General features: G+C 63.2%; 22 protein-coding genes. 20 read left to right on the top strand and 2 right to left on the bottom strand.

From position 1 onward, the window contains the following. Positions 1–2 precede the first annotated feature (2 nt). From IE126_RS03310 to IE126_RS03215, 20 genes are all read left to right on the top strand, one after another. Positions 3–1,217 (top strand): NADH-quinone oxidoreductase subunit D, encoded by a 1,215-nt coding sequence (locus IE126_RS03310; protein ID WP_054302310.1) that lies wholly within the window; start codon positions 3–5, stop codon positions 1,215–1,217. Beyond that, positions 1,217–2,326, top strand: a complete 1,110-nt coding sequence (nuoE, locus tag IE126_RS03305) for an NADH-quinone oxidoreductase subunit NuoE (protein ID WP_054302309.1) — start codon at positions 1,217–1,219, stop codon at positions 2,324–2,326. Before IE126_RS03310 ends, nuoE begins: the two co-directional genes overlap by 1 nt. A gap of 10 nt (positions 2,327–2,336) precedes the next feature. Continuing rightward, a complete protein-coding gene (locus tag IE126_RS03300) occupies positions 2,337–2,573 on the top strand; it encodes a DUF5337 domain-containing protein (protein WP_054302308.1) in 237 nt (78 codons plus the stop codon). A gap of 9 nt (positions 2,574–2,582) precedes the next feature. Next, on the top strand, positions 2,583–3,878 hold the full coding sequence (nuoF, locus tag IE126_RS03295) for an NADH-quinone oxidoreductase subunit NuoF (protein WP_119133276.1): 1,296 nt from the start codon (positions 2,583–2,585) through the stop codon (positions 3,876–3,878). A 5-nt stretch (positions 3,879–3,883) separates the two neighbouring features. After that, positions 3,884–4,279: a hypothetical protein gene (locus IE126_RS03290; RefSeq protein WP_189380144.1), complete on the top strand. Its 396-nt coding sequence runs from the start codon at positions 3,884–3,886 to the stop codon at positions 4,277–4,279. Continuing rightward, positions 4,276–4,629 carry a hypothetical protein gene (locus IE126_RS03285; RefSeq protein ID WP_189380143.1) on the top strand — a complete coding sequence of 118 codons (354 nt, stop codon included), beginning with the start codon at positions 4,276–4,278 and terminating at the stop codon, positions 4,627–4,629. Before IE126_RS03290 ends, IE126_RS03285 begins: the two co-directional genes overlap by 4 nt. Continuing rightward, a complete protein-coding gene (locus tag IE126_RS03280) occupies positions 4,626–5,015 on the top strand; it encodes a hypothetical protein (protein WP_189380142.1) in 390 nt (129 codons plus the stop codon). The genes IE126_RS03285 and IE126_RS03280 overlap by 4 nt, the downstream gene beginning before the upstream one ends. A 1-nt stretch (position 5,016) precedes the next feature. Next, positions 5,017–7,029 (top strand): NADH-quinone oxidoreductase subunit NuoG, encoded by a 2,013-nt coding sequence (nuoG, locus tag IE126_RS03275; RefSeq protein WP_189380141.1) that lies wholly within the window; start codon positions 5,017–5,019, stop codon positions 7,027–7,029. Positions 7,030–7,033: 4 nt separating this feature from the next. Next, positions 7,034–7,429, top strand: coding sequence for a hypothetical protein (locus tag IE126_RS03270; protein WP_189380140.1), 396 nt, complete (start codon positions 7,034–7,036; stop codon positions 7,427–7,429). Between the two features lie 30 nt (positions 7,430–7,459). Beyond that, positions 7,460–8,497 carry an NADH-quinone oxidoreductase subunit NuoH gene (gene nuoH, locus IE126_RS03265; protein WP_054302301.1) on the top strand — a complete coding sequence of 346 codons (1,038 nt, stop codon included), beginning with the start codon at positions 7,460–7,462 and terminating at the stop codon, positions 8,495–8,497. Between the two features lies 1 nt (position 8,498). After that, positions 8,499–9,002 carry an NADH-quinone oxidoreductase subunit NuoI gene (gene nuoI / locus IE126_RS03260; protein ID WP_054302300.1) on the top strand — a complete coding sequence of 168 codons (504 nt, stop codon included), beginning with the start codon at positions 8,499–8,501 and terminating at the stop codon, positions 9,000–9,002. Between the two features lie 5 nt (positions 9,003–9,007). Then, positions 9,008–9,418, top strand: a complete 411-nt coding sequence (locus IE126_RS03255; protein WP_189380139.1) for a carboxymuconolactone decarboxylase family protein — start codon at positions 9,008–9,010, stop codon at positions 9,416–9,418. Beyond that, positions 9,415–10,029 carry an NADH-quinone oxidoreductase subunit J gene (locus IE126_RS03250; RefSeq protein WP_108128217.1) on the top strand — a complete coding sequence of 205 codons (615 nt, stop codon included), beginning with the start codon at positions 9,415–9,417 and terminating at the stop codon, positions 10,027–10,029. Before IE126_RS03255 ends, IE126_RS03250 begins: the two co-directional genes overlap by 4 nt. An 89-nt stretch (positions 10,030–10,118) precedes the next feature. Further along, complete coding sequence (nuoK, locus tag IE126_RS03245) at positions 10,119–10,424, top strand: NADH-quinone oxidoreductase subunit NuoK (RefSeq protein WP_054302297.1); 306 nt, start codon at positions 10,119–10,121, stop codon at positions 10,422–10,424. A gap of 4 nt (positions 10,425–10,428) precedes the next feature. Beyond that, positions 10,429–12,573 carry an NADH-quinone oxidoreductase subunit L gene (gene nuoL, locus IE126_RS03240; protein WP_189380138.1) on the top strand — a complete coding sequence of 715 codons (2,145 nt, stop codon included), beginning with the start codon at positions 10,429–10,431 and terminating at the stop codon, positions 12,571–12,573. After that, positions 12,573–14,114: an NADH-quinone oxidoreductase subunit M gene (locus tag IE126_RS03235; RefSeq protein WP_054302295.1), complete on the top strand. Its 1,542-nt coding sequence runs from the start codon at positions 12,573–12,575 to the stop codon at positions 14,112–14,114. Before nuoL ends, IE126_RS03235 begins: the two co-directional genes overlap by 1 nt. A 10-nt stretch (positions 14,115–14,124) precedes the next feature. Next, positions 14,125–15,561, top strand: coding sequence for an NADH-quinone oxidoreductase subunit NuoN (nuoN, locus tag IE126_RS03230; RefSeq protein ID WP_054302294.1), 1,437 nt, complete (start codon positions 14,125–14,127; stop codon positions 15,559–15,561). Further along, positions 15,551–16,315, top strand: coding sequence for a biotin--[acetyl-CoA-carboxylase] ligase (locus tag IE126_RS03225; RefSeq protein ID WP_108128219.1), 765 nt, complete (start codon positions 15,551–15,553; stop codon positions 16,313–16,315). Before nuoN ends, IE126_RS03225 begins: the two co-directional genes overlap by 11 nt. A gap of 12 nt (positions 16,316–16,327) precedes the next feature. Further along, a complete protein-coding gene (locus IE126_RS03220; RefSeq protein WP_054302292.1) occupies positions 16,328–17,107 on the top strand; it encodes a type III pantothenate kinase in 780 nt (259 codons plus the stop codon). Beyond that, complete coding sequence (locus IE126_RS03215) at positions 17,104–18,783, top strand: ribonuclease J (RefSeq protein WP_054302291.1); 1,680 nt, start codon at positions 17,104–17,106, stop codon at positions 18,781–18,783. Before IE126_RS03220 ends, IE126_RS03215 begins: the two co-directional genes overlap by 4 nt. Positions 18,784–18,834: 51 nt before the next feature. On the opposite strand, the gene IE126_RS03210 is transcribed toward IE126_RS03215, so the two are convergent. Together IE126_RS03210 and IE126_RS03205 are read right to left on the bottom strand one after the other, a co-directional pair. After that, a complete protein-coding gene (locus IE126_RS03210; protein ID WP_189380137.1) occupies positions 18,835–20,376 on the bottom strand; it encodes a DEAD/DEAH box helicase in 1,542 nt (513 codons plus the stop codon). Positions 20,377–20,494: 118 nt separating this feature from the next. After that, positions 20,495–21,523 (bottom strand): glycosyltransferase family 2 protein, encoded by a 1,029-nt coding sequence (locus tag IE126_RS03205; protein ID WP_054302289.1) that lies wholly within the window; start codon positions 21,521–21,523, stop codon positions 20,495–20,497. Positions 21,524–21,574: the final 51 nt, after the last annotated feature.

The raw sequence follows: 21,574 nt of genomic DNA, 5'->3' as shown, positions 1-21,574 counted from the left end.
CGATGGACGGACAATTCGACGACGCGCTGACGGGCGAACAGAAGATCCGCAACTTCAACATCAACTTCGGCCCGCAGCACCCCGCGGCGCACGGCGTGTTGCGCCTGGTGCTGGAGCTGGACGGCGAGATCGTGGAACGCTGCGACCCGCATATCGGCCTGCTGCACCGTGGCACCGAAAAGCTGATGGAAAGCCGGACCTATCTGCAAAACCTGCCCTATCTTGACCGGCTGGACTATGTCGCGCCGATGAACCAGGAACATGCTTGGTGCATGGCCATCGAAAAGCTGACCGGCACCGTGGTGCCGCGTCGCGCCTCGCTGATCCGCGTGCTTTATTCGGAAATCGGCCGCATCCTGAACCACCTGCTGAACGTCACCACGCAGGCGATGGACGTGGGGGCGCTGACCCCGCCGCTCTGGGGCTTTGAAGAGCGCGAGAAGCTGATGGTGTTCTATGAACGCGCCTGCGGCGCGCGTCTGCACGCCGCCTATTTCCGCCCCGGTGGTGTCCATCAGGATCTGCCGCCCGCGCTCATCGACGATATCGAAGCCTGGACCGAGACTTTCCCGAAGGTTCTGGATGATATTGACGGTCTGCTGACCGAGAACCGTATCTTCAAGCAGCGCAATGCCGATATCGGTGTGGTGAGCGAGGAAGATATTCTGAACTGGGGCTATTCCGGCGTCATGGTGCGCGGCTCGGGCCTCGCCTGGGATCTGCGGCGGGCGCAGCCCTATGAGTGCTATGACGAATTCGACTTCCTGATCCCGGTCGGCAAAAACGGCGATTGCTATGACCGCTATCTCTGCCGGATGGCAGAGATGCGCGAAAGCGTGAAGATCATGCGTCAGGCCATCGCCAAGCTGCGCGAACCGGCAGCGAAGACCGACGTTCTGGCGCGCGGCAAGCTGACCCCGCCGAAGCGTGGTGACATGAAGACCTCGATGGAAAGCCTGATCCATCACTTCAAGCTTTACACCGAAGGTTTCCACGTCCCGGCGGGCGAGGTCTATGCCGCCGTCGAAGCGCCGAAGGGCGAATTCGGTGTGTATCTGGTGGCCGATGGCACCAACAAGCCTTACCGCGCCAAGCTGCGCGCGCCGGGCTATCCGCACCTGCAATCCATGGACTACATCGCCAAGGGCCATCAGCTTGCCGATGTGGCCGCCATCATCGGCACGATGGATGTCGTGTTCGGGGAGATCGACCGCTAATGCTCCGCCGTCTGCATAAAGAACAGCCTGCTTCCTTTGCTTTCACGCCCGCCAACATGGAATGGGCACAGGGGCAGATTTCCAAATACCCCGAGGGCCGTCAGGCCAGCGCCATCATCCCGCTGCTGTTCCGCGCGCAGGAACAGGAGGGCTGGCTGACCCGCGCGGCCATCGAATATGTGGCCGACCTGCTGGGCATGGCGCATATCCGGGCGCTGGAAGTGGCGACCTTCTACTTCATGTTCCAGCTTCAACCCGTTGGCACTGTTGCGAATATTCAGATTTGCGGCACGACGTCCTGCATGATCTGCGGCGCGGAAGAACTGATCGCGGTCTGCAAGGAACTGATCGCCCCGACGCCGCACACGCTGTCGGCGGATGGCAAGTTCTCGTGGGAAGAGGTCGAATGCCTCGGGGCTTGCGCCAATGCGCCGATGGCGCAGATCGGCAAGGACTATTACGAGGATCTGAGCGCCGAGAAGCTGCGCGAGATGATCGCCCGCTTCTCGAAGGGTGAGGTGCCGGTGCCGGGTTCGCAAACCGGGCGCTATTCGTCGGAACCGGCGACCGGGCTGACCTCGCTGAAGGAATATGACAGCGGTCGCACGCAGTATAACGCCTCGGTGGATCGTGCAGTGAAAGTCGGCGATACGGTGAAGCGGATCGACGGCACCGAAGTTCCGATCCTGACACCCTGGCGTCAGAAGCCTGCGGCGGAAGCCCCGGCTGTGACCGAGGAAGCCCCGGCGCCCGCCGCGCGTGGCATCGACCAGGCCACTGCCGAAGTGCTGACCGCCAAGCCTGAAACGACTGCGGCGCCGGAAGGTACGCAGCCGAAGGGCCTGACGGCGGCGCGCGATGGCCAGGCTGACGATCTGAAAAAGATCGAGGGTATCGGACCGGCGCTGGAAAAGCTGTGCCATGAGCTTGGCATCTTCCACTTTGACCAGATCGCCCAATGGGGCGAAGCCGAAATCGCGTGGATGGACAGCAATCTGAAGGGCTTCCGTGGGCGTGTGACCCGCGACAAATGGGTCAATCAGGCGAAGATCATCGTGACCGAGGGGATGGACGCCTTCCTCGAACGCGCCAAGACCAACGATTACTGAGGAGCTGGCGATGACGACCCCCACCCCCGAACAGAAGCGGCTGGCGCGTGACTCGCGTCTGGTTGCCTTCGTGATCGCGGGGACCATGCTGTTGTGGATGGGGGCGCAATGGGTTGGCGGGCAGGTGGGGCTGGAAGCCCGCTATGCCTTCCTGTTCGACCTCGCCGCACTGGCCGCGTTCTTCTGGGCGCTGGTCGTCACTTACCAGATCTGGCGGCGGCACAAAGCCGTCAACCGGGGAAATTGAGGGCACAAGATGCTGAAGGATCAGGACCGGATCTTCACCAACCTCTACGGGATGCACGACCGCAGCCTGAAAGGGGCCATGGCGCGCGGCCACTGGGACAAGACCGCCGATCTGCTGGCGCTTGGCCGTGACGGTATCATCCAGATCATGAAGGACTCCGGTCTGCGTGGCCGGGGGGGCGCGGGCTTCCCGACCGGCATGAAATGGTCCTTCATGCCGAAGCAATCGGATGGCCGCCCGTCCTATCTGGTTGTGAACGCCGATGAATCCGAACCCGCGACCTGCAAGGACCGCGAGATCATGCGCCACGATCCGCATACGCTGATCGAGGGCTGTCTGGTCGCCGGTTTCGCGATGGGGGCGGTTGCCGCCTATATCTACATCCGGGGCGAATACATCCGCGAGAAAGAGGCGCTGCAAGCCGCCATCGACGAATGCTACGACGCGGGTCTGATCGGCAAGAACGCCTGCAAGTCGGGCTATGATTTCGATGTCTACCTGCATCACGGGGCGGGCGCCTATATCTGCGGCGAGGAAACCGCGCTGCTGGAAAGCCTTGAAGGCAAGAAGGGCATGCCGCGGATGAAGCCGCCGTTCCCTGCGGGTTCGGGCCTCTATGGCTGCCCGACCACGGTGAACAACGTGGAATCCATCGCGGTGGCGCCGACCATTCTGCGTCGGGGCGCCGCATGGTTCGCCAGCTTCGGCCGCCCGAACAATGCGGGCGTGAAGCTGTTTGCCATGTCCGGCCATGTGAACACGCCCTGCGTGATCGAAGAAACCATGTCGATCCCGATGCGCGAACTGATCGAGAAGCATGGCGGCGGCGTGCGCGGCGGCTGGAAGAACCTGAAGGCCGTCATCCCCGGCGGGGCTTCCTGCCCGGTGATCCCGGCCGACAAATGCGAAGACGCGATCATGGATTACGACGGGATGCGCGCGCTGCAATCGTCGTTCGGGACTGCCTGCATGATCGTGATGGATCAGAATACCGACATCGTGAAGGCAATCTGGCGTCTGGCGAAGTTCTTCAAGCATGAAAGCTGCGGCCAGTGCACGCCCTGCCGCGAAGGCACCGGCTGGATGATGCGCGTGATGGACCGTCTGGTGCGCGGCGAGGCCGAGGTCGAGGAAATCGACATGCTGCTGAGCGTGACCAAACAGGTGGAAGGCCACACGATCTGCGCCCTTGGCGACGCGGCGGCCTGGCCGATCCAGGGCCTGATCCGGCATTACCGCGAGGAAATCGAGGACCGCATCAAGGCCAAGAAGACCGGTCGCATGGGCGCGATGGCGGCGGAGTGAGCCTGATGAACCGCGTATTCACCCATTACATTGCGATGACGGCAGGGCTGCTTGCGGCCTGTCCCGCCATGGCGGAGCAATGGCTGGTGGATTGCGGCGGCCGTCAGGTCGACCTCGGGCGGCTTGAGCTTGATGCAAAAGGGGCCGGGCCGAAGGGTATCATCACCCTGTCGGAGCATGACGCAGCCAACCGCAGTTTTGTCATGCATGTGCGCCCGAAGGATCTGTGGTCTGAAAAGCAGGCGGCACCTTCCGCCACCTTGGCGGCTGACCTGACGATTTGCCCGTATCTGAATGGACGCGCTATGCCGGTCAAGGCGCTGGCGCATACCGACGAGGAATGGGTCTTCCTTGGGACGTGCCAAGGGGATGCTGGTTTCTGGAAGGGGCTGTGCGGATGAACCTGACCCCCATCCTCCTTTCGGGCATGGCAGCGGGCCTTTCGGCCTGCGTCGCTGCGCCCGCGCCGCAGGGGGCCTCCGTGAAGGGGGGCACCTATGCGGTGATGCAGGAGGGGGCGGAATATCAGGCGCAGGTCAGTGCGGGCCGGGCAGGCAAGGTGCTGACGCGCGCGGGCGCGCAGCCGGTTTCCGGTGCGATGGTGCGCGTGGCGCCCTTCGGCATGGATCAGGGCAAGCGCGCCAAGGACGTGGCGGCGATGGCCTGCACGCAGGCCGGAGGCCGCTTCCAGCCGCAGGCTGTGGGGGGGTATGCCGCTGGCGCATGGGAATTCGAGGGGGGCTGTGCATGAGCTTTCAGCATGCCCTGATGCACCTCTATCCAGCGGTGATTGCTTTTGCCTTTCTGGTGATAAACCCGGCTCTGACATTCCTGCTTCTGCGCCGTGCCGGTGTTCGTGGTGCGCTACTCGGCTTGGCTCTCGTTTCGCCGGTGTCGATGGTATTGGGTGGTTTGGTATTTCCGTTGATCATGGAAACCATGGTCGATCAGGCCATGAACGATGATCTGTCGCCCCCCCTCTGGGTGCTGTTCATTGTGGCCCCCCCCGGCAGCTTCATCGCGGTCCAGATCGCGCGAAATATCTTTCTGCTTCTTGGCTGCATCGCACCGCTTGCCATACTGGCCATGCTGAAATGGCCTGTTCTCAATAACTCCCGTGATCAAGTGGAGATCTGACGTGAGCAACCTCAAGAAAATCATCATCGACGGTATCGAAGTCGAGGTTGACGCCGCGATGACGATCATTCAGGCGGCCGAGGTCGCGGGGATCGAAATTCCGCGCTTCTGCTACCACGAGCGTCTGTCCATCGCGGGCAACTGCCGGATGTGCCTGGTTGAGGTTGTCGGCGGCCCGCCGAAGCCCGCCGCCTCCTGCGCCATGCAGGTGCGCGACCTGCGCCCCGGCCCGAATGGCGAGCCGCCGGTCGTCAAGACCAACTCGCCCATGGTGAAGAAGGCCCGCGAGGGGGTGATGGAGTTCCTGCTCATCAACCATCCGCTCGACTGCCCGATCTGTGATCAGGGCGGCGAATGCGACCTGCAAGATCAGGCCATGGCCTATGGTGTGGATTTCAGCCGCTACCGCGAGCCGAAACGTGCCTCTGAGAACCTGAACCTTGGCCCGCTGGTCAAGACCGAGATGACGCGCTGCATCTCCTGCACCCGCTGCGTCCGCTTCACCACTGAAGTCGCGGGCATCACCCAGATGGGCCAGACCGGCCGGGGCGAGGACAGCGAGATCACCAGCTATCTGAATGAAACGCTGGCCTCGAACCTTCAGGGCAATATCATCGACCTTTGCCCGGTCGGCGCGCTGACCTCGAAGCCCTATGCCTTCACCGCCCGTCCGTGGGAACTGACCAAGACCGAAAGCATCGACGTGATGGATGCGCTGGGGTCGAATATCCGCGTCGATACCAAGGGGCGCGAGGTGATGCGCATCATCCCGCGCAACCATGACGGCGTGAACGAGGAATGGCTGGCTGACAAGAGCCGCTTCATCTGGGACGGCCTGCGCCGCCAGCGGCTTGATACGCCCTACATCCGGGAAAACGGCCGCCTGCGGAAGGCAAGCTGGGGCGAGGCGCTGGCCGCTGCCGCTGCTGCCATGAAGGGCCGCAAGGTTACCGGCATCGTGGGTGATCTGGTGCCGGTCGAGGCTGCTTACAGCCTGAAAACGCTCGTGGAAACGCTGGGCGGCGCGGTTGAATGCCGCACCGATGGCGCGAAACTTCCGGCAGGCAACCGCGCGGCTTATGTCGGCACTGCCGCCATCGAGGATATCGACGCGGCGCAAACGATCCTGCTGATCGGCACCGACCCGCGCAACGAGGCGCCTGTTCTGAACGCCCGGATCCGCAAGGCCTGGGCGCGGGGTGCCGATGTGGCGCTGATCGGCCGCGCGGTCGATCTGACCTATGATTACGCGCATCTCGGCACCGACCGGAACGCGCTGACCGCGCTGGTGGGCAAGGCTTCGGCCTCCGACAAGCCCGCTCTGGTGATCGTCGGGCAGGGCGCGCTGGTTGAGGCCGATGGCGCCGCCGTTCTGGCCGAGGCGCAGGCCTATTGCGCCACCACCGGCGCGAAGCTGCTGGTCCTGCATACCGCCGCTGCCCGCGTGGGCGCGATGGATGTGGGCTGCACCACCGAGGGCGGGCTGAAAGGCGCGACCGAAGGGGCCGAGGTGATCTATAACCTTGGCGCCGATGAGGTGGAGATCGAGGCCGGTGCCTTCGTGATCTATCAGGGCAGCCATGGGGATCGCGGGGCGCATCGCGCCGACATCATCCTGCCGGGCGCCGCCTACACGGAAGAAAACGGCTTGTTCGTGAACACCGAAGGCCGTCCGCAACTGGCGATGCGGGCCGGGTTTGCGCCGGGCGAGGCGAAGGAAAACTGGGCGATCCTGCGGGCGCTGTCGGCCGAGATCGGCTCGACCCTGGGTTGGGACAGCTTGGCCGAGCTACGCTCGCGCATCGTGGCCGCCCATCCGCATCTGGGCCGGATCGACGAACTGGCCAGCAACGAAGGCGCGGCTCTGCCGCGTGCGGCGCTGGGGAATGCGCCTTTCGGTCTGGTGGTGAAGGATTACTACCTGACCAACCCGATTGCCCGTGCATCGAGCCTGATGGGCGAGTTGCAGGCGATGGCTGCCGCGCGCACCGACGCGCCGCTGGCGGCGGAATAACCGGATGCGCGCCGCCGCCTCACTGCTTGGCCTGACGACCGCCGCGGCGGTGCTGTCGGGCTGCGCGGGCGACAGCGACGCGGCGCCGCGTTCGGCCCGGTATGAGCGGATCGAGACGATCCTGCTTGACGGGGATCTGGTCAATTTCCGTGTCGCCATGACCGGCGCGCGGAATGACGGGGATGTCGAGGCCTATGCGCGCTGCGCGGCGGCCCAATATGCGCTGATCCGGGGTTTCGGGTTCGCGCGGCATGTGCGCACCACGGTGGCACAGGATGGAAACAACTGGCGCGGCGATGCGGTCTATGTGATCTCGGCCGCGCTGCCCCGCGGGTTGCGGACGATCGACGCCGAGGTAACGGTGCGCGATTGCGGCGCGCAGGGGATACCGACGGTATGAAAAAGACTTGGGCTGAGGGACCAGAGGCAAATGGCTGAATTTCTGCAAACAGGTCTGGGGACAGCACTGCTGATCGCGGCGCAATGTCTTCTGGTCATCGCCTTCGTGATGATCTCCTTGTTGTTCCTCGTCTATGGCGACCGCAAGATCTGGGCGGCCGTCCAGATGCGGCGGGGCCCGAACGTGGTGGGCGCCTTCGGCCTGCTGCAATCGGTGGCCGACGCCCTGAAATATGTGGTGAAAGAGGTCGTGGTGCCCGCCGGTGCCGACCGTCCGGTGTTCTTCCTTGCGCCGATGCTGTCCTTCGTTCTGGCGATGATCGCCTGGGCGGTGGTGCCGTTCTCGGATGGCTGGGTGCTGTCGGACATCAACGTGGCCATCCTTTATGTCTTCGCCATTTCCTCGCTGGAGGTTTATGGCGTGATCATGGGCGGCTGGGCCTCGAACTCCAAATACCCGTTCCTCGGCTCGCTGCGGTCGGCCGCGCAGATGATTTCCTACGAAGTGTCGCTGGGTCTGATCATCATCGGCATCATCATCTCGACCGGCTCGATGAACTTCGGTGACATCGTGCGGGCGCAGGATACCGGCTGGGGCCTGTTCGGCTGGTACTGGCTGCCGCATCTGCCGATGGTGGCGCTGTTCTTCATCTCGGCGCTGGCCGAAACCAACCGCCCGCCCTTCGATCTGCCCGAAGCGGAATCCGAACTGGTGGCCGGCTATCAGGTGGAATATTCGGCAACGCCGTTCCTTCTGTTCATGGCGGGCGAATATATCGCCATCTTCCTGATGTGCGCGCTGATTTCGCTGCTGTTCTTCGGCGGCTGGCTGTCGCCCATTCCGGGCCTGCCGGATGGCGCGCTGTGGATGGTCGCCAAGATGGCCTTCTTCTTCTTCATGTTCGCCATGGTGAAGGCCATTGTGCCGCGCTACCGCTATGACCAGCTGATGCGGATTGGCTGGAAAGTCTTCCTGCCGCTGTCGCTCGCCTGGGTGGTGATCGTGGCATTCCTTGCAAAATACGAAGTTCTGGGCGGCCTCTGGGCACGCTGGACCATCGGGGGCTGAGATGGGCGAAACGCGCGCAATCGACTTCAACCGGGCAGCGAAATATTTCCTGCTGGTGGATTTCATCAAGGGCTTCGGTCTGGGCCTGCGGTATTTCTTCGCGCCGAAATCGACGCTGAACTACCCGCATGAAAAGGGGCCGCTGTCGCCGCGCTTCCGGGGCGAGCACGCGCTGCGCCGGTATCCGAACGGCGAGGAACGCTGCATCGCCTGCAAGCTGTGCGAGGCGATTTGCCCCGCGCAGGCCATCACCATCGACGCGGAACCACGCGAAGATGGCAGCCGCCGCACCACGCGCTATGACATCGACATGACGAAATGCATCTACTGCGGCTTCTGTCAGGAAGCCTGCCCGGTGGATGCCATCGTCGAGGGGCCGAATTTCGAATTCTCGACCGAGACCCGCGAGGAGCTTTACTACGACAAGGCAAAGCTTCTGGACAACGGCGCCCGCTGGGAAGCCGAGATTGCCCGCAATCTCGAAATCGACGCGCCCTATCGGTAATCCCCATGAACGATGATTTCACCAAACTTTTCAAGACGATGATGGAGCAGGGGCAGGAGATGGTCCGTGCCTTCAACCCGTCCTTGGAAAACATGTCGGTGAAAGGGTTCGAGAATTTCATCCCCACCATGACCAAGGACATGATGGAGATGTGGTTCGGCCGCACGTTCAACCGCGAGGGGCTGGATGCCAAGACCCGGCTTCTGGTCACCATCGCCGCGCTGACCGTTCTGGGCGCCCATGCCGAGGCGCAGCTGAAGCTGACGATCCGGCATGCGCTGGAGGCGGGCGCGACCAAACGCGAGATCGCGGAAGTGATCTGGCAGATGAGCATGTTCGGCGGGCTGCCCGCCATGCAGAAGGCGCTTGAGATGGCTCAGGTGGTTTTTGCGGAAACCGAGGAGAAGAACGCATGAGCGTTGCGGATATTGCCTTCTATTGCTTCGCCGTGGTGACGGTGGCGGCGGGCCTCATGGTCACCGTATCGCGCAACCCCGTGCATTCGGTTCTGTGGCTGATCCTGACCTTCCTGTCGTCGGCGGGGCTGTTCGTCCTGCTGGGGGCGGAGTTTGTGGCCATGCTGCTGATCATCGTCTACGTCGGCGCGGTGGCGGTGCTGTTCCTTTTCGTCGTGATGATGCTGGACGTCGATTTCGCGGAACTGAAGGGCGAGATGGCGCGCACCATGCCGCTGGCGCTGCTGATCGGGGTCATCATCATCTTGCAATTCGGTATGGCCTATGCGGCCTGGACCCAGGCCGAGGGCGCGCTGGGTCTGCGTCAGGCGGTGGCCCCGGCCATCGAGGATGTGCAGAACACCAAGGCGCTGGGTCTGCTGATCTACGACAAATACATCTACCTCTTCCAGGCCTCGGGCCTCGTGCTGCTGGTTGCCATGATCGGCGCCATCACCCTGACGCTGCGCCACCGCAAGGACGTGAAGCGCCAGAACGTGCTGCACCAGATGTGGCGCGACCCGGCCAAGGCGATGGAGCTGAAGGACGTGAAGCCGGGGCAGGGGCTCTGACAATTCAGAGGGGCGCACAATGATGCGCCCTGATCGCGGGTCTGTCCCGCAAGCGGAACAATTACGGGCACACACCCGGAGGGACGAGAATGGTAGGACTTGAACATTACCTGACGGTGGCGGCGGCGCTGTTCGTCATTGGCATCTTCGGCATCTTCCTCAACCGGAAGAATGTCATCGTCATCCTGATGTCGATCGAACTGATGCTTCTGTCGGTCAACATCAACCTCGTCGCCTTTTCCAGCTTCCTGGGCGATCTGGTGGGGCAGGTCTTCACCATGTTCGTGCTGACCGTCGCCGCCGCCGAGGCGGCCATCGGCCTTGCGATCCTGGTGAGCTTCTTCCGCACGCGCGGCACCATCGACGTCGAAGACGCCAACGTGATGAAAGGCTGAACGAATGGCCACGATCATTCTCCTCGCGCCCCTTGTCGGGGCCCTGATCTGCGGCTTCGGCTGGCGATTCATCGGTGAAACGGCCGGTCAGGTCATCACCACCTCGCTGGTGTTCCTTGCGGCACTGCTGTCCTGGATCATCTTCCTTGGTTTCGACGGCGAGACGCAGCGCATCGTGCTGATGCGCTGGATCGAAAGCGGTTCGCTGGCAACGGAATGGGCGATCCGGCTTGACCGGCTGACCGCCATCATGCTGGTCGTGGTGAACTCGGTTTCTGCGCTCGTCCATCTCTATTCCTTCGGCTACATGGCGCATGACGACAACTGGAAGGAGGGCGAGCATTACAAGGCGCGCTTCTTCGCCTATCTTTCGTTCTTCACCTTCGCCATGCTGACGCTGGTGACATCGGACAACCTGGTCCAGATGTTCTTCGGCTGGGAAGGCGTGGGCGTGGCCTCCTACCTGCTGATCGGCTTCTACTACCGCAAGCCTTCGGCCAATGCGGCGGCGATGAAGGCTTTCATCGTGAACCGCGTCGGCGACTTCGGCTTCGCGCTGGGGATCATGGCGCTGTTCTTCCTGACCGACTCGATCCGTTTCGACGACGTGTTCGCGGCGGGGCCGCAACTGGCGCAGACCAACCTGACTTTCCTCTGGACCGAATGGAACGCGGCCAACCTGATCGGCGTGCTGCTGTTCATCGGTGCCATGGGTAAATCGGCGCAGCTCGGCCTGCACACCTGGCTGCCCGACGCGATGGAAGGCCCGACCCCGGTCTCGGCTCTGATCCACGCCGCGACCATGGTGACGGCGGGGGTGTTCCTCGTCTGCCGGATGTCGCCGATCTATGAATATGCGCCCCAGGCGCTGGCCTTCATCACCGTTCTGGGGGCGACCACCGCTTTCGTCGCGGCGACCATCGGTCTGGTGCAGAACGACATCAAGCGCGTCATCGCCTATTCCACCATGTCGCAGCTTGGCTACATGTTCGTGGCTGCGGGCGTGGGCGTCTATTCGGTGGCGATGTTCCATCTGTTCACGCATGCCTTCTTCAAAGCCATGCTGTTCCTCGGTGCCGGTTCGGTGATCCACGCGACGCACCATGAGCAGGACATGCGCAACTACGGTGGCCTGCGCAAGAAGATCCCGCTGACCTTCTGGGCCATGATGATCGGCACGCTGGCCATCACCGGCGTCGGCATCCCACTGACTCATATCGGCTTCGCGGGCTTCCTGTCGAAAGATGCGGTGATCGAAAGCGCCTGGGTCGGCAGCCAGTATGCCTTCTGGATGCTGGTCGTCGCGGCCTGCTTCACCTCGTTCTATTCGTGGCGGCTGATGTTCCTGACCTTCTACGGCGAAAGCCGGGCGCATGGTCACGGGCATGGCCACGGCCATGATGACCATCACCACGAGCCGCATGAAAGCCCTGTTGTCATGCTGATCCCGCTGGGCGTTCTGGCGCTGGGGGCGGCCTTCTCGGGGATGCTGTGGTACAACAGCTTCTTCGGCGATGAGGCGAAGATGCGGTCGTGGTTCGGCATGGAACCGGCCATGGAGCATGTGGCCGCCGACACCGGGCATGCCACTACGGAAGGTGAGGGCGACCAGGCTGCCGCGACCGGGACGACGGAAGGCCATGCGGCCCCGGCTGCCGGAGAGCAGGCAACCGAAGGTCATGCCGTGGCGAGCGCCCCGAAAGGTGCGATCTTCCTTGGCGCCGAAAACCATGTCATCCACGCGGCGCATGAGGCGCCGACCTGGGTGAAGGTTTCGCCCTTCATCGCCATGCTGCTTGGCTTCTTCGTCGCCTGGATCTTCTACATTCGTCGGCCCGATCTGCCGCGGCGTCTGGCGACGGCGCAGCGCCCGCTTTACGAATTCCTGCTGAACAAGTGGTATTTCGATGAGCTTTACGCCGCGATCTTCGTGGCGCCGGCCCGCTGGCTTGGCAACTTCCTGTGGAAGAAGGGTGACGGCGCGGTGATTGACGGCACGATCAATGGCGTGGCCATGGGCTTCATCCCGATGCTCACCCGCGTCGTGAACCGGATGCAATCCGGCTATATCTTCCACTACGCATTCGCCATGGTGCTGGGCATCGCTGCCCTGATCACCTGGATGTCGCTCTCGGGGGGCGCGCACTAATGGAAAACGTCCTTTCCATCATCACCTTCATTCCGGCTGTAGCGGCTGCCATTCTGGCGCTGTTCCTGCGCGGGAATGATGCCGCCGCGCAGCGCAACGCCAAATGGGTGGCGCTGGTCGCGACGACCGCCACTTTCCTCGTGTCGCTGACCATCCTGTCGGGCTTCGACCCGGCCAATACCGGCATGCAGTTCGTCGAGGAATACGACTGGATCCTCGGCCTGAAATACAAGATGGGCGTCGACGGCATCTCGGTGCTGTTCGTCATGCTGACGACCTTCCTCATGCCGCTGACCATCGCGGCCTGCTGGACGGTGGAACATCGCACCAAGGAATACATGATTGCCTTCCTGCTGCTGGAAACGCTGATGCTCGGCGTGTTCTGCGCACTGGATCTGGTGCTGTTCTACCTGTTCTTCGAGGCGGGCCTGATCCCGATGTTCCTGATCATCGGCATCTGGGGCGGCAAGGACCGCATCTATGCGGCGTTCAAATTCTTCCTCTATACCTTCCTCGGCTCGGTGCTGATGCTGGTGGCGATGGTGGCGATGTATGTCGACGCAGGGACCACCGACATGGTGCAACTGCTGAACCACACTTTCGCCTCGGACACGCTGAACATCGCGGGCATTCACGTCGTGGGCGGCATGCAGACGCTGCTGTTCCTCGCCTTCTTCGCCAGCTTCGCGGTGAAGATGCCGATGTGGCCGGTGCACACCTGGCTGCCCGACGCCCACGTTCAGGCGCCGACTGCCGGTTCCGTGGTTCTGGCGGCGATCCTGCTGAAGATGGGCGGCTACGGCTTCCTGCGCTTCTCGCTGCCGATGTTCCCGGTGGGCGCCGACGTGATGTCGGGCCTCGTGCTGTGGATGTCGGCCATCGCCATCGTCTACACCTCGCTGGTGGCGCTGGCGCAAAGCGACATGAAGAAGCTGATCGCCTATTCCTCGGTCGCACACATGGGCTATGTCACCATGGGCATCTTCGCGGCCAATCAGCAGGGGATCGACGGCGCCATCTTCCAGATGCTGAGCCACGGCTTCATCTCGGGCGCGCTGTTTCTTTGCGTCGGCGTGATCTATGACCGCATGCATACCCGCGAGATCGACGCCTATGGCGGCCTTGTGATCCGCATGCCCGCCTATGCACTGATCTTCATGTTCTTCACCATGGCCAATGTGGGTCTTCCCGGCACCAGCGGGTTCATCGGCGAGTTCCTGACGCTCATGGGCATCTTCCAGGTCAATACCTGGGTGGCCGTGGTCGCCACCTCGGGCGTGATCTTCTCGGCGGCCTATGCGCTTTACCTCTACCGTCGGGTCGTGTTCGGCGACCTGATCAAAGAGGCGCTGAAGTCGATCACCGACATGAATGGCCGCGAGCGCGCGATCTTCGCGCCGCTGGTGGTGATGACCCTTCTCCTCGGCGTCTATCCGTCGCTGGTGACCGATATCATCGGTCCTTCGGTCGAGACGCTGGTTTCCGACTACCATGCTGCCCTGCCTGCGTCTGCCGACGTGGCGGAAGCGGCTTCGCACTGAGGGCCCGCCCATGACCGGCACCGATTTCAACATCCTCCTGCCCGAGGTCGCACTTTCGATCTACGCCATGGCGGCGCTTCTGTTCGGGGTCTACACCACCAAGGACAAGGCTGCGGGCCTGATCACCTGGGTGACGGCGGGGGTTTTCCTCGTACTTGCCTTCTGGATCGGCACCAACGGCGAGGGCGCGCGCACTGCCTTCGGCGGCATGTTCAACGACGATCCCTTTGCCCGCTATGCGAAAATCACCATCCTGCTGTCGGCCGCCGCCGTTCTGGTGACGAGCTTCGACTACATGAGCCGTCGCGATCTCGCGCGGTTTGAATATCCGATCCTCGTTTCCCTGTCGGTCGTCGGCATGATGATGATGGTTTCGGCGGGCGACCTGATGGCGCTGTATCTGGGGCTGGAGCTTCAGTCGCTGGCGCTTTACGTCATCGCGGCCCTGCGCCGTGACAGTGCCAAATCCACCGAGGCGGGCCTGAAATACTTCGTCCTTGGCGCGCTGAGCTCGGGCCTGCTGCTGTACGGCGCCTCGCTGACCTATGGCTTTGCCGGCACCACGCTGTTCTCGGGCATCCTTTCGACGCTGGGTGGCGAGATCCCGCTGGGCCTTCTGTTCGGTCTGGTGTTCATGCTGTCGGGTCTGGCCTTCAAGGTTTCCGCGGCGCCCTTCCACATGTGGACGCCGGACGTTTATGAAGGCGCGCCGACCCCGGTGACGGCCTTCTTTGCAACCGCGCCGAAGGTTGCCGCCATGGCGCTGCTGGCCCGTCTTGCCTATGATGCCTTCGGTGCCATTCCGGGCGACTGGCAGCAGGTCATCGCGGTGATGTCGCTCTTGTCGATGTTCGTCGGTGCCATCGCGGCCATTGGCCAGCGCGACCTGAAGCGCCTGATGGCCTATTCGTCGATCGCGCATATGGGCTATGCGCTGCTTGGCCTCGCGGCGGGCACGGCGGCCGGGGTGCAGGCCATGCTGATCTACATGGCGATCTACGTCACCATGAACATCGGCACCTTCGCCTTCATCCTGTCGCTGGAGCGTGACGGCAAGCCGGTGACCGATATCGCGGCGCTGAACATGTTCGTGAAGCGTGAACCCATGAAAGCCTATGCCGTGCTTGCGCTGATGTTCAGCCTTGCGGGTGTGCCGCCCTTCGTCGGCTTCTTCGCGAAGTTTGCGGTGTGGCAGGCGGCGCTTTCGGCGGGGCTGACCTGGCTTGTGGTGGCCAGCGCCGTGGCTTCGGCCATCGGGGCCTTCTATTACCTGCGCATCGTCTACTTCATGTTCTTCGGGAAGGACGGCGAAACCGTTGAAAGCCGGATGAGCGCGCCGCAGTGGATCGCTTTCGTGGCGGCGGCGCTGATCATGCTGGTCGGGGCGGTCAACCTGTTCGGGATCGACCCTGCGGCGGCCGTGGCGGCCGAAGCCCTTGTCCGGTAACGCGGACCCGGTCTGGCCCGAGGGCGTGGCGCGCCATGCCCTCGATACGGTCGACAGTACCAATGCTTATGCGCTTTCCCTCGTGCCGGGCCTGACAGGTCCGGCATGGGTCATTGCGGGAGAGCAGACAGCGGGACGCGGGCGGCGCGGGCGGCCCTGGTCCAGCCCGCGCGGCAATTTCTACGGCAGTCTGGTGATGCGCCCCGAGGGGCGGCCCGAAACGGCGGCGCTGCGCAGCTTCATCGCGGCGCTGGCGCTGTATGACGCCTGTGCAGGGCTGACCGATCTGCCCGGTGCCTTCGCGCTGAAATGGCCCAATGACGTGCTGCTGAATGGCGGCAAGCTGGCGGGTATCCTGCTGGAAAGCGGCGGGGCAGGCGGGCGTGTCAGTCATCTGATCATCGGCATCGGCGTCAACCTGATCGGCGCTCCGCCGGTTGAGGCGGTGGAACCCGGTGCCGTGACGCCGGTCAACCTGCTGGCGGAGACCGGCCTGCGCATCACACCCGAACGGTTTCTGACCCATCTGGCTGCGGCCTTCGCGCTGTGGGAAACCCGCTTTCAGGCCGAGGGCTTCGCGCCCATCCGCGCCGCGTGGCTTGACCGGGCAGCGCGGCGCGGCGAGCGCATCCGTGCGCGCACCGGCACGACCGAACGGCACGGGATTTTCGAGACAATCGACGACAGCGGTGCGCTGGTCCTGAACATCGACGGACGGCGGGAGGCGATCCCCGCCGCCGAGGTCTTTTTCTGAAAGGCACCAGCCATGCTTCTGGCCATCGACTGCGGCAATACCAATACGGTGTTCTCGATCTGGGACGGGCGCGAGTTCATCGCCACCTGGCGCATCGCCACCGATCATAAGCGCACGGCGGATGAATACTTCGTCTGGCTGTCTTCGCTGATGATGCTGACGAAGACCGAGGCGCAGATTGACGAGGCCATCATCTCATCCACCGTGCCTCGCGTGGTGTTCAACCTGCGCGTGCTGTGCAACCGTTATTTCGATTGCCGCCCTCTGGTGGTGGGCAAGCCGGAATGCGCGCTGCCGGTGGCGCCGCGCGTCGATCAGGGCACCACGGTGGGGCCGGACCGGCTGGTGAATACCGTGGCAGGCTTTGACCGTCATGGCGGTAACCTGATCGTGGTGGATTTCGGCACCGCCACCACTTTCGACGTGGTGGATACCGATGGCGCCTATATCGGCGGGGTCATCGCGCCGGGTGTGAACCTGAGCCTTGAGGCCCTGCATATGGCCGCCGCCGCCCTGCCGCATGTGGATGTCACCAAACCGGCAACGGCCATCGGCACGAATACTGTGGCCTGCATGCAGTCGGGCGTGTATTGGGGGTATATCGGTCTGGCCGAAGGCATCGTCCGGCAGATCCGCGCCGAACGTGACCGGCCGATGAAAGTGATTGCCACGGGGGGGCTTGCACCTCTCTTTCAGCAGGGCACCGACCTGTTCGATTCGGTGGAGGACGATCTGACCATGCATGGGCTCGTTCTCATCCACCGCCATAACAAGGAACTGGAAACCGCATGAGCGTGAAGAACCGCCTGATCTATCTGCCCCTCGGCGGTGCCGGCGAAATCGGGATGAACTGCTATGTCTACGGCTATGGGCCGGAAGGGCGTGAGCGGCTGATCGTCGTCGATCTGGGCGTGACCTTCCCGGACATGGACACCACACCGGGCGTCGATCTGATCATGCCCGATATCGCTTGGCTGGAGGCGCGTGCCGACCGGATCGAGGCGATCTTTATCACCCATGCGCATGAGGATCACATCGGCGCGCTGGGGCATCTTTGGCCCAAGCTGAAGAAGCGGGTCTATGCCCGGCGCTTCACTGCTGCAATTGGTCGCCTGAAGTTCGAGGAACAGGGCCATCCGCTGGATGTGATCCATACGGTCGAGCCGCGCCCCGCGGTGGTCGAGGCCGGGCCGTTCCGCGTGCAGTTCGTGCCTATCGCCCATTCGATCCCCGAAAGCTCGGCGCTGGTGATCGACACGCCCGCAGGGCGGCTGGTGCATTCGGGCGACTTCAAGCTGGACCCGACCCCCATCGTTGGCGAGGGCTGGAACGAAGCCGCGTTCCGCGCCATTGCCGACGAAGTGCCGGTGAAGGCGCTGATGTGCGATTCCACCAACATCTTCTCGCCTGCGCCGGGCCGGTCGGAGGCGACGCTGGCCGATCCGATCCATGGCCTGATTGCCAATGCGGGTGGCATGGTTGTGGCGACGACCTTCGCGTCGAACGTCGCGCGGCTGAAAACGCTGGCTGAGGCCGGGCGGGCAGCGGGCCGGTCTGTCTGTCTGCTGGGCCGCGCGATGCAACGCATGGTCAAGGTGGCACAGGAAACCGGCGTGCTGACCGATTTCCCGACCATCATCCCGTCGGAACAGGCCACGGAAGTCTCGCGCCAGAACCTCATGCTGATCGTCACCGGCAGTCAGGGCGAGCGGCGTGCGGCGACGGCGCAGCTGTCGCGCGGCAAGTATCTGGGGCTGGAGCTGAAAGAGGGCGACATGTTCCTGTTTTCGTCCAAAACCATTCCGGGGAACGAACGTGATGTGCTGCGCATCATGAACAGCTTCTCGGAAATGGGCGTCGATGTGGTGGATGATACGGGCGGGCGCTACCACGTTTCGGGCCATGCCAACCGCCCGGATCTGGAAAAGATGCATGAAGTCCTGCATCCGCAGATGCTGGTGCCGATGCATGGGGAACACCGCCACCTGCGCGAGCATGTGAAACTGGCGGAGGCGCGCGGTATCGCCGGTGAGATTGCCACCAATGGCATGATGCTGGATCTGAGCGGTGATGCCCCCGAGGTCGCGGAATATATCGAGACCGGGCGGCTTTATCTGGATGGATCGGTGCTGATCGGTGCGATGGATGGCGTGGTGCGCAACCGCATCCGCATGGCGCTGAACGGGCATGCCATGGTCAACGTCATCCTGGATGAACAGAACGAGCCGCTGGGCGAGGCCTGGGTGGAACTGATGGGCCTGCCGGAAACCGGCAAGCGCGGGCAGCCGTTGGCCGAGGCGATGGAGGCGGAGCTGACGCAGTTCCTTGAAACCGCGCCACCCAAGATCATGCGCGACGATGAAAAGACCGAAGAGGCGATCCGTCGGATCGTGCGTCAGGTCGCGGTCGAGGAGATCGGCAAGAAGCCCGAGGTCACCGTTGTGGTCAGCCGCCTGTCAGAGGAATGACAGGCGCTGCCAGACCGGAAATGAAAAGGGGCGCCGCGCGGCGCCCCTTTCTTATTCTGCGGTGGCGTCTTCCACCTGCGGCTCTGCCGTCTCGTCTGCGGGGCGTTCCTTCAGCTTGAAGCTGCGCATCAGGAAGTCCGGCACATGATCGCCCATACCGACAACACGGTCGTCGCGGTCATTGCGGCGGCGGTCGTCGCGACGGTCCTCACGGTGGTGATGGTGATGATGCCCGGTGCCATGGGTATGGACCTGCGCCGGGGCAGGGGCGGGCGCCGGGCTTGCGGGCTTGCGGTCTTCCACCACCTCGGGTTCGCGCGGCGATGCCTCACGCGGAGTGGCCTCGCGCTGCGGCTTCGGCCCCTTGCCCTTCGGGCCACGGTCGTCGCGGCGGCGGTCATCCTTGCGGCGGTCATCCCGCTCGCGCGGTTCGGGCAGGGTAAAGCCCTCGGGCAGGCTGCCGCGCGGGATTTCCTGCTTCACCAGCAATTCGATATTTGTCAGGTATTTCTCGTCATGCGGCGTGGCAATCGAGAACGCCTTGCCCTTGCGCCCGGCGCGGCCGGTACGACCGATGCGGTGGACGTAATCCTCGGGATGCGAGGGCAGGTCGAAGTTGAACACATGGCTGACCGATGGAATATCCAGCCCGCGCGCCGCCACATCCGAGGCGACCAGCAGTTGCAGAGACCCGTCGCGGAAGCCATCCAGCGTTTTCATGCGCTGCGACTGGTCCAGGTCGCCATGGATCGGGGCCGCGTTGAACCCATGCGATTTCAGCGACTTGGCGACCACATCCACATCCATCTTGCGATTGCAGAAGATGATGGCATTGGTGCAGCTCTCACCCTCGGCCCGGATCAGGGCGCGCAGGACGGCGCGCTTTTCGGCAAAGCTGCGGTCCTTGCGGCTGGGCGTGAACTGCACCAGCGCCTGTTCGATGGTTTCCGAGGTGGTCGATTGCCGCGCCACTTCGATCTTCACCGGGTTCGACAGGAAGGTCTTGGTGATCCGCTCGATCTCGGGCGCCATGGTGGCCGAGAAGAAGAAGGTCTGCCGGGTGAAGGGCGTCAGATTGAAGATGCGTTCGATATCGGGAATGAACCCCATGTCCAGCATCCGGTCGGCCTCGTCCACCACCATGATCTGCACGCCGGTCAGCAGAAGCTTGCCGCGTTCGAAATGGTCCAGCAGACGGCCAGGGGTGGCGATCAGCACGTCCACGCCGCGGTCGATCAGCTTGTCCTGTTCGCCGAAGGCCACGCCGCCAATCAGCAGCGCCTTGGTCAGCTTGGTGTGCTTGGCATAGGTGTCGAAGTTTTCGGCCACCTGCGCCGCCAGCTCACGCGTCGGGCACAGCACGAGGCTGCGCGGCATCCGGGCGCGGGCTCGGCCCTGACCCAGCAGCGTGATCATCGGCAGCGAGAAGCTCGCTGTCTTGCCGGTGCCGGTCTGGGCGATGCCCAGCACGTCGCGGCCTTCAAGGGCGGGCGGAATGGCCTGCGCCTGAATCGGGGTGGGAGTTTCATAGCCGGCTTCGGCGACGGCTTGCAAAACGCGCGGATCGAGCGCGAGATCGGAGAACTTGGTCATCAACGTCCTGTCACAGCGGGATCGGCCCGCGGGGAGGTGGAGGGACGCTGCTTGTCCGGGCGCCCCGGCGTCATGGCATACTTTGCCTTCCGCCCCCTACCGGAAATTTGATCCGTCGTCAAGTTGGCCCGCCATGTTCCAGCACATCCTTGTAACTGCCCAGCAGGGGGATATTGCCTTCGAATTTCATGCATTCGCGGCGCAGCTGGCGCGCCTCGGGGTCTTCCATGACCTCTTCGAACTTCCGCTTGTGAATGGCGACCGACTGGCGCCGCAACCGCTTCAGCCGGTCATAGGTCGCATCGTTCAAGGCGTTGAACCGATCCACCAGTCGCGCCCGCCAGGGCGCCATGCTGTCATCCTCGACATAGTTCTTGTTGCGCAGCGCCCAGTATTTGAGCCCGACCTCGCGGTCATCCTGATGGGCGGAGCCCCTGCGGGTCTTGACCATGAACGTATCCAGATCGCGCACGATGTAATGGTTGATCTGCGCAAGGCTTTGTCCACCCGGATCGGTGGAGTTGTAATTCTTGATCTGATATTGCCCCGGCACCAGCCCCGAACCGTTGACGACACGCAACGCGTCTTCATCCACGCCCTCGCGGGGATTGGGGCGGTGGACGCCCGGGCGTTCAAAATATTTCGGGCGGAACAGACATTTATAGGCGTTGAACCGTTCGTCGTCGGCCATCACATAATCGGCCATGGTGAAGCGTTCGGTCTGCATGCGGAAGCTTTGCAGCCGCTTGCCGGAATTGCCGAACAGCCGCCAGTTGATCTGTGCCACGTCGAAGGGCGGGCTGGCCGCAACGAAATCCTCCAGCCGCCCGTTGCCGGTCTTGATCACCAGAAACTCGTCAAGATCCAGAGCCATGGCAAAATCGGCCTCGGCATAGGATTTCAGGCGTGAAGCGCGGATATAGGCCCGCACCTGATGGGTGCCGCGCGCGGCGGCGCTATTGTCGAAATACCGGATGGCACCCAGCTTTTGCAGCGCCGTCAGGATGTCCTGCGTCAGATCGTCGGAATCGTTCTGGTAGATCACGATGTCGGTGAAGCCGACTTCCATGTGATGGGCGACCCATTCAAGAATGAAGGGGCCTTCGTTCTTCGCAGTGGCAACCAGAAAGGCACGGGGGGCGGACATGGAACCTCCTGTCGGACGCGGCCAGTCTGGCGCGATTAGGCAGGGGCCGCA

The sequence above is a fragment of the Gemmobacter nanjingensis genome (assembly GCF_014652195.1).
Taxonomy (GTDB): Bacteria; Pseudomonadota; Alphaproteobacteria; order Rhodobacterales; family Rhodobacteraceae; genus Gemmobacter; species Gemmobacter caeni.
Note: the sequence above shows the minus strand (reverse complement) of the source record. Positions and strands in the feature narration are given on the sequence as shown.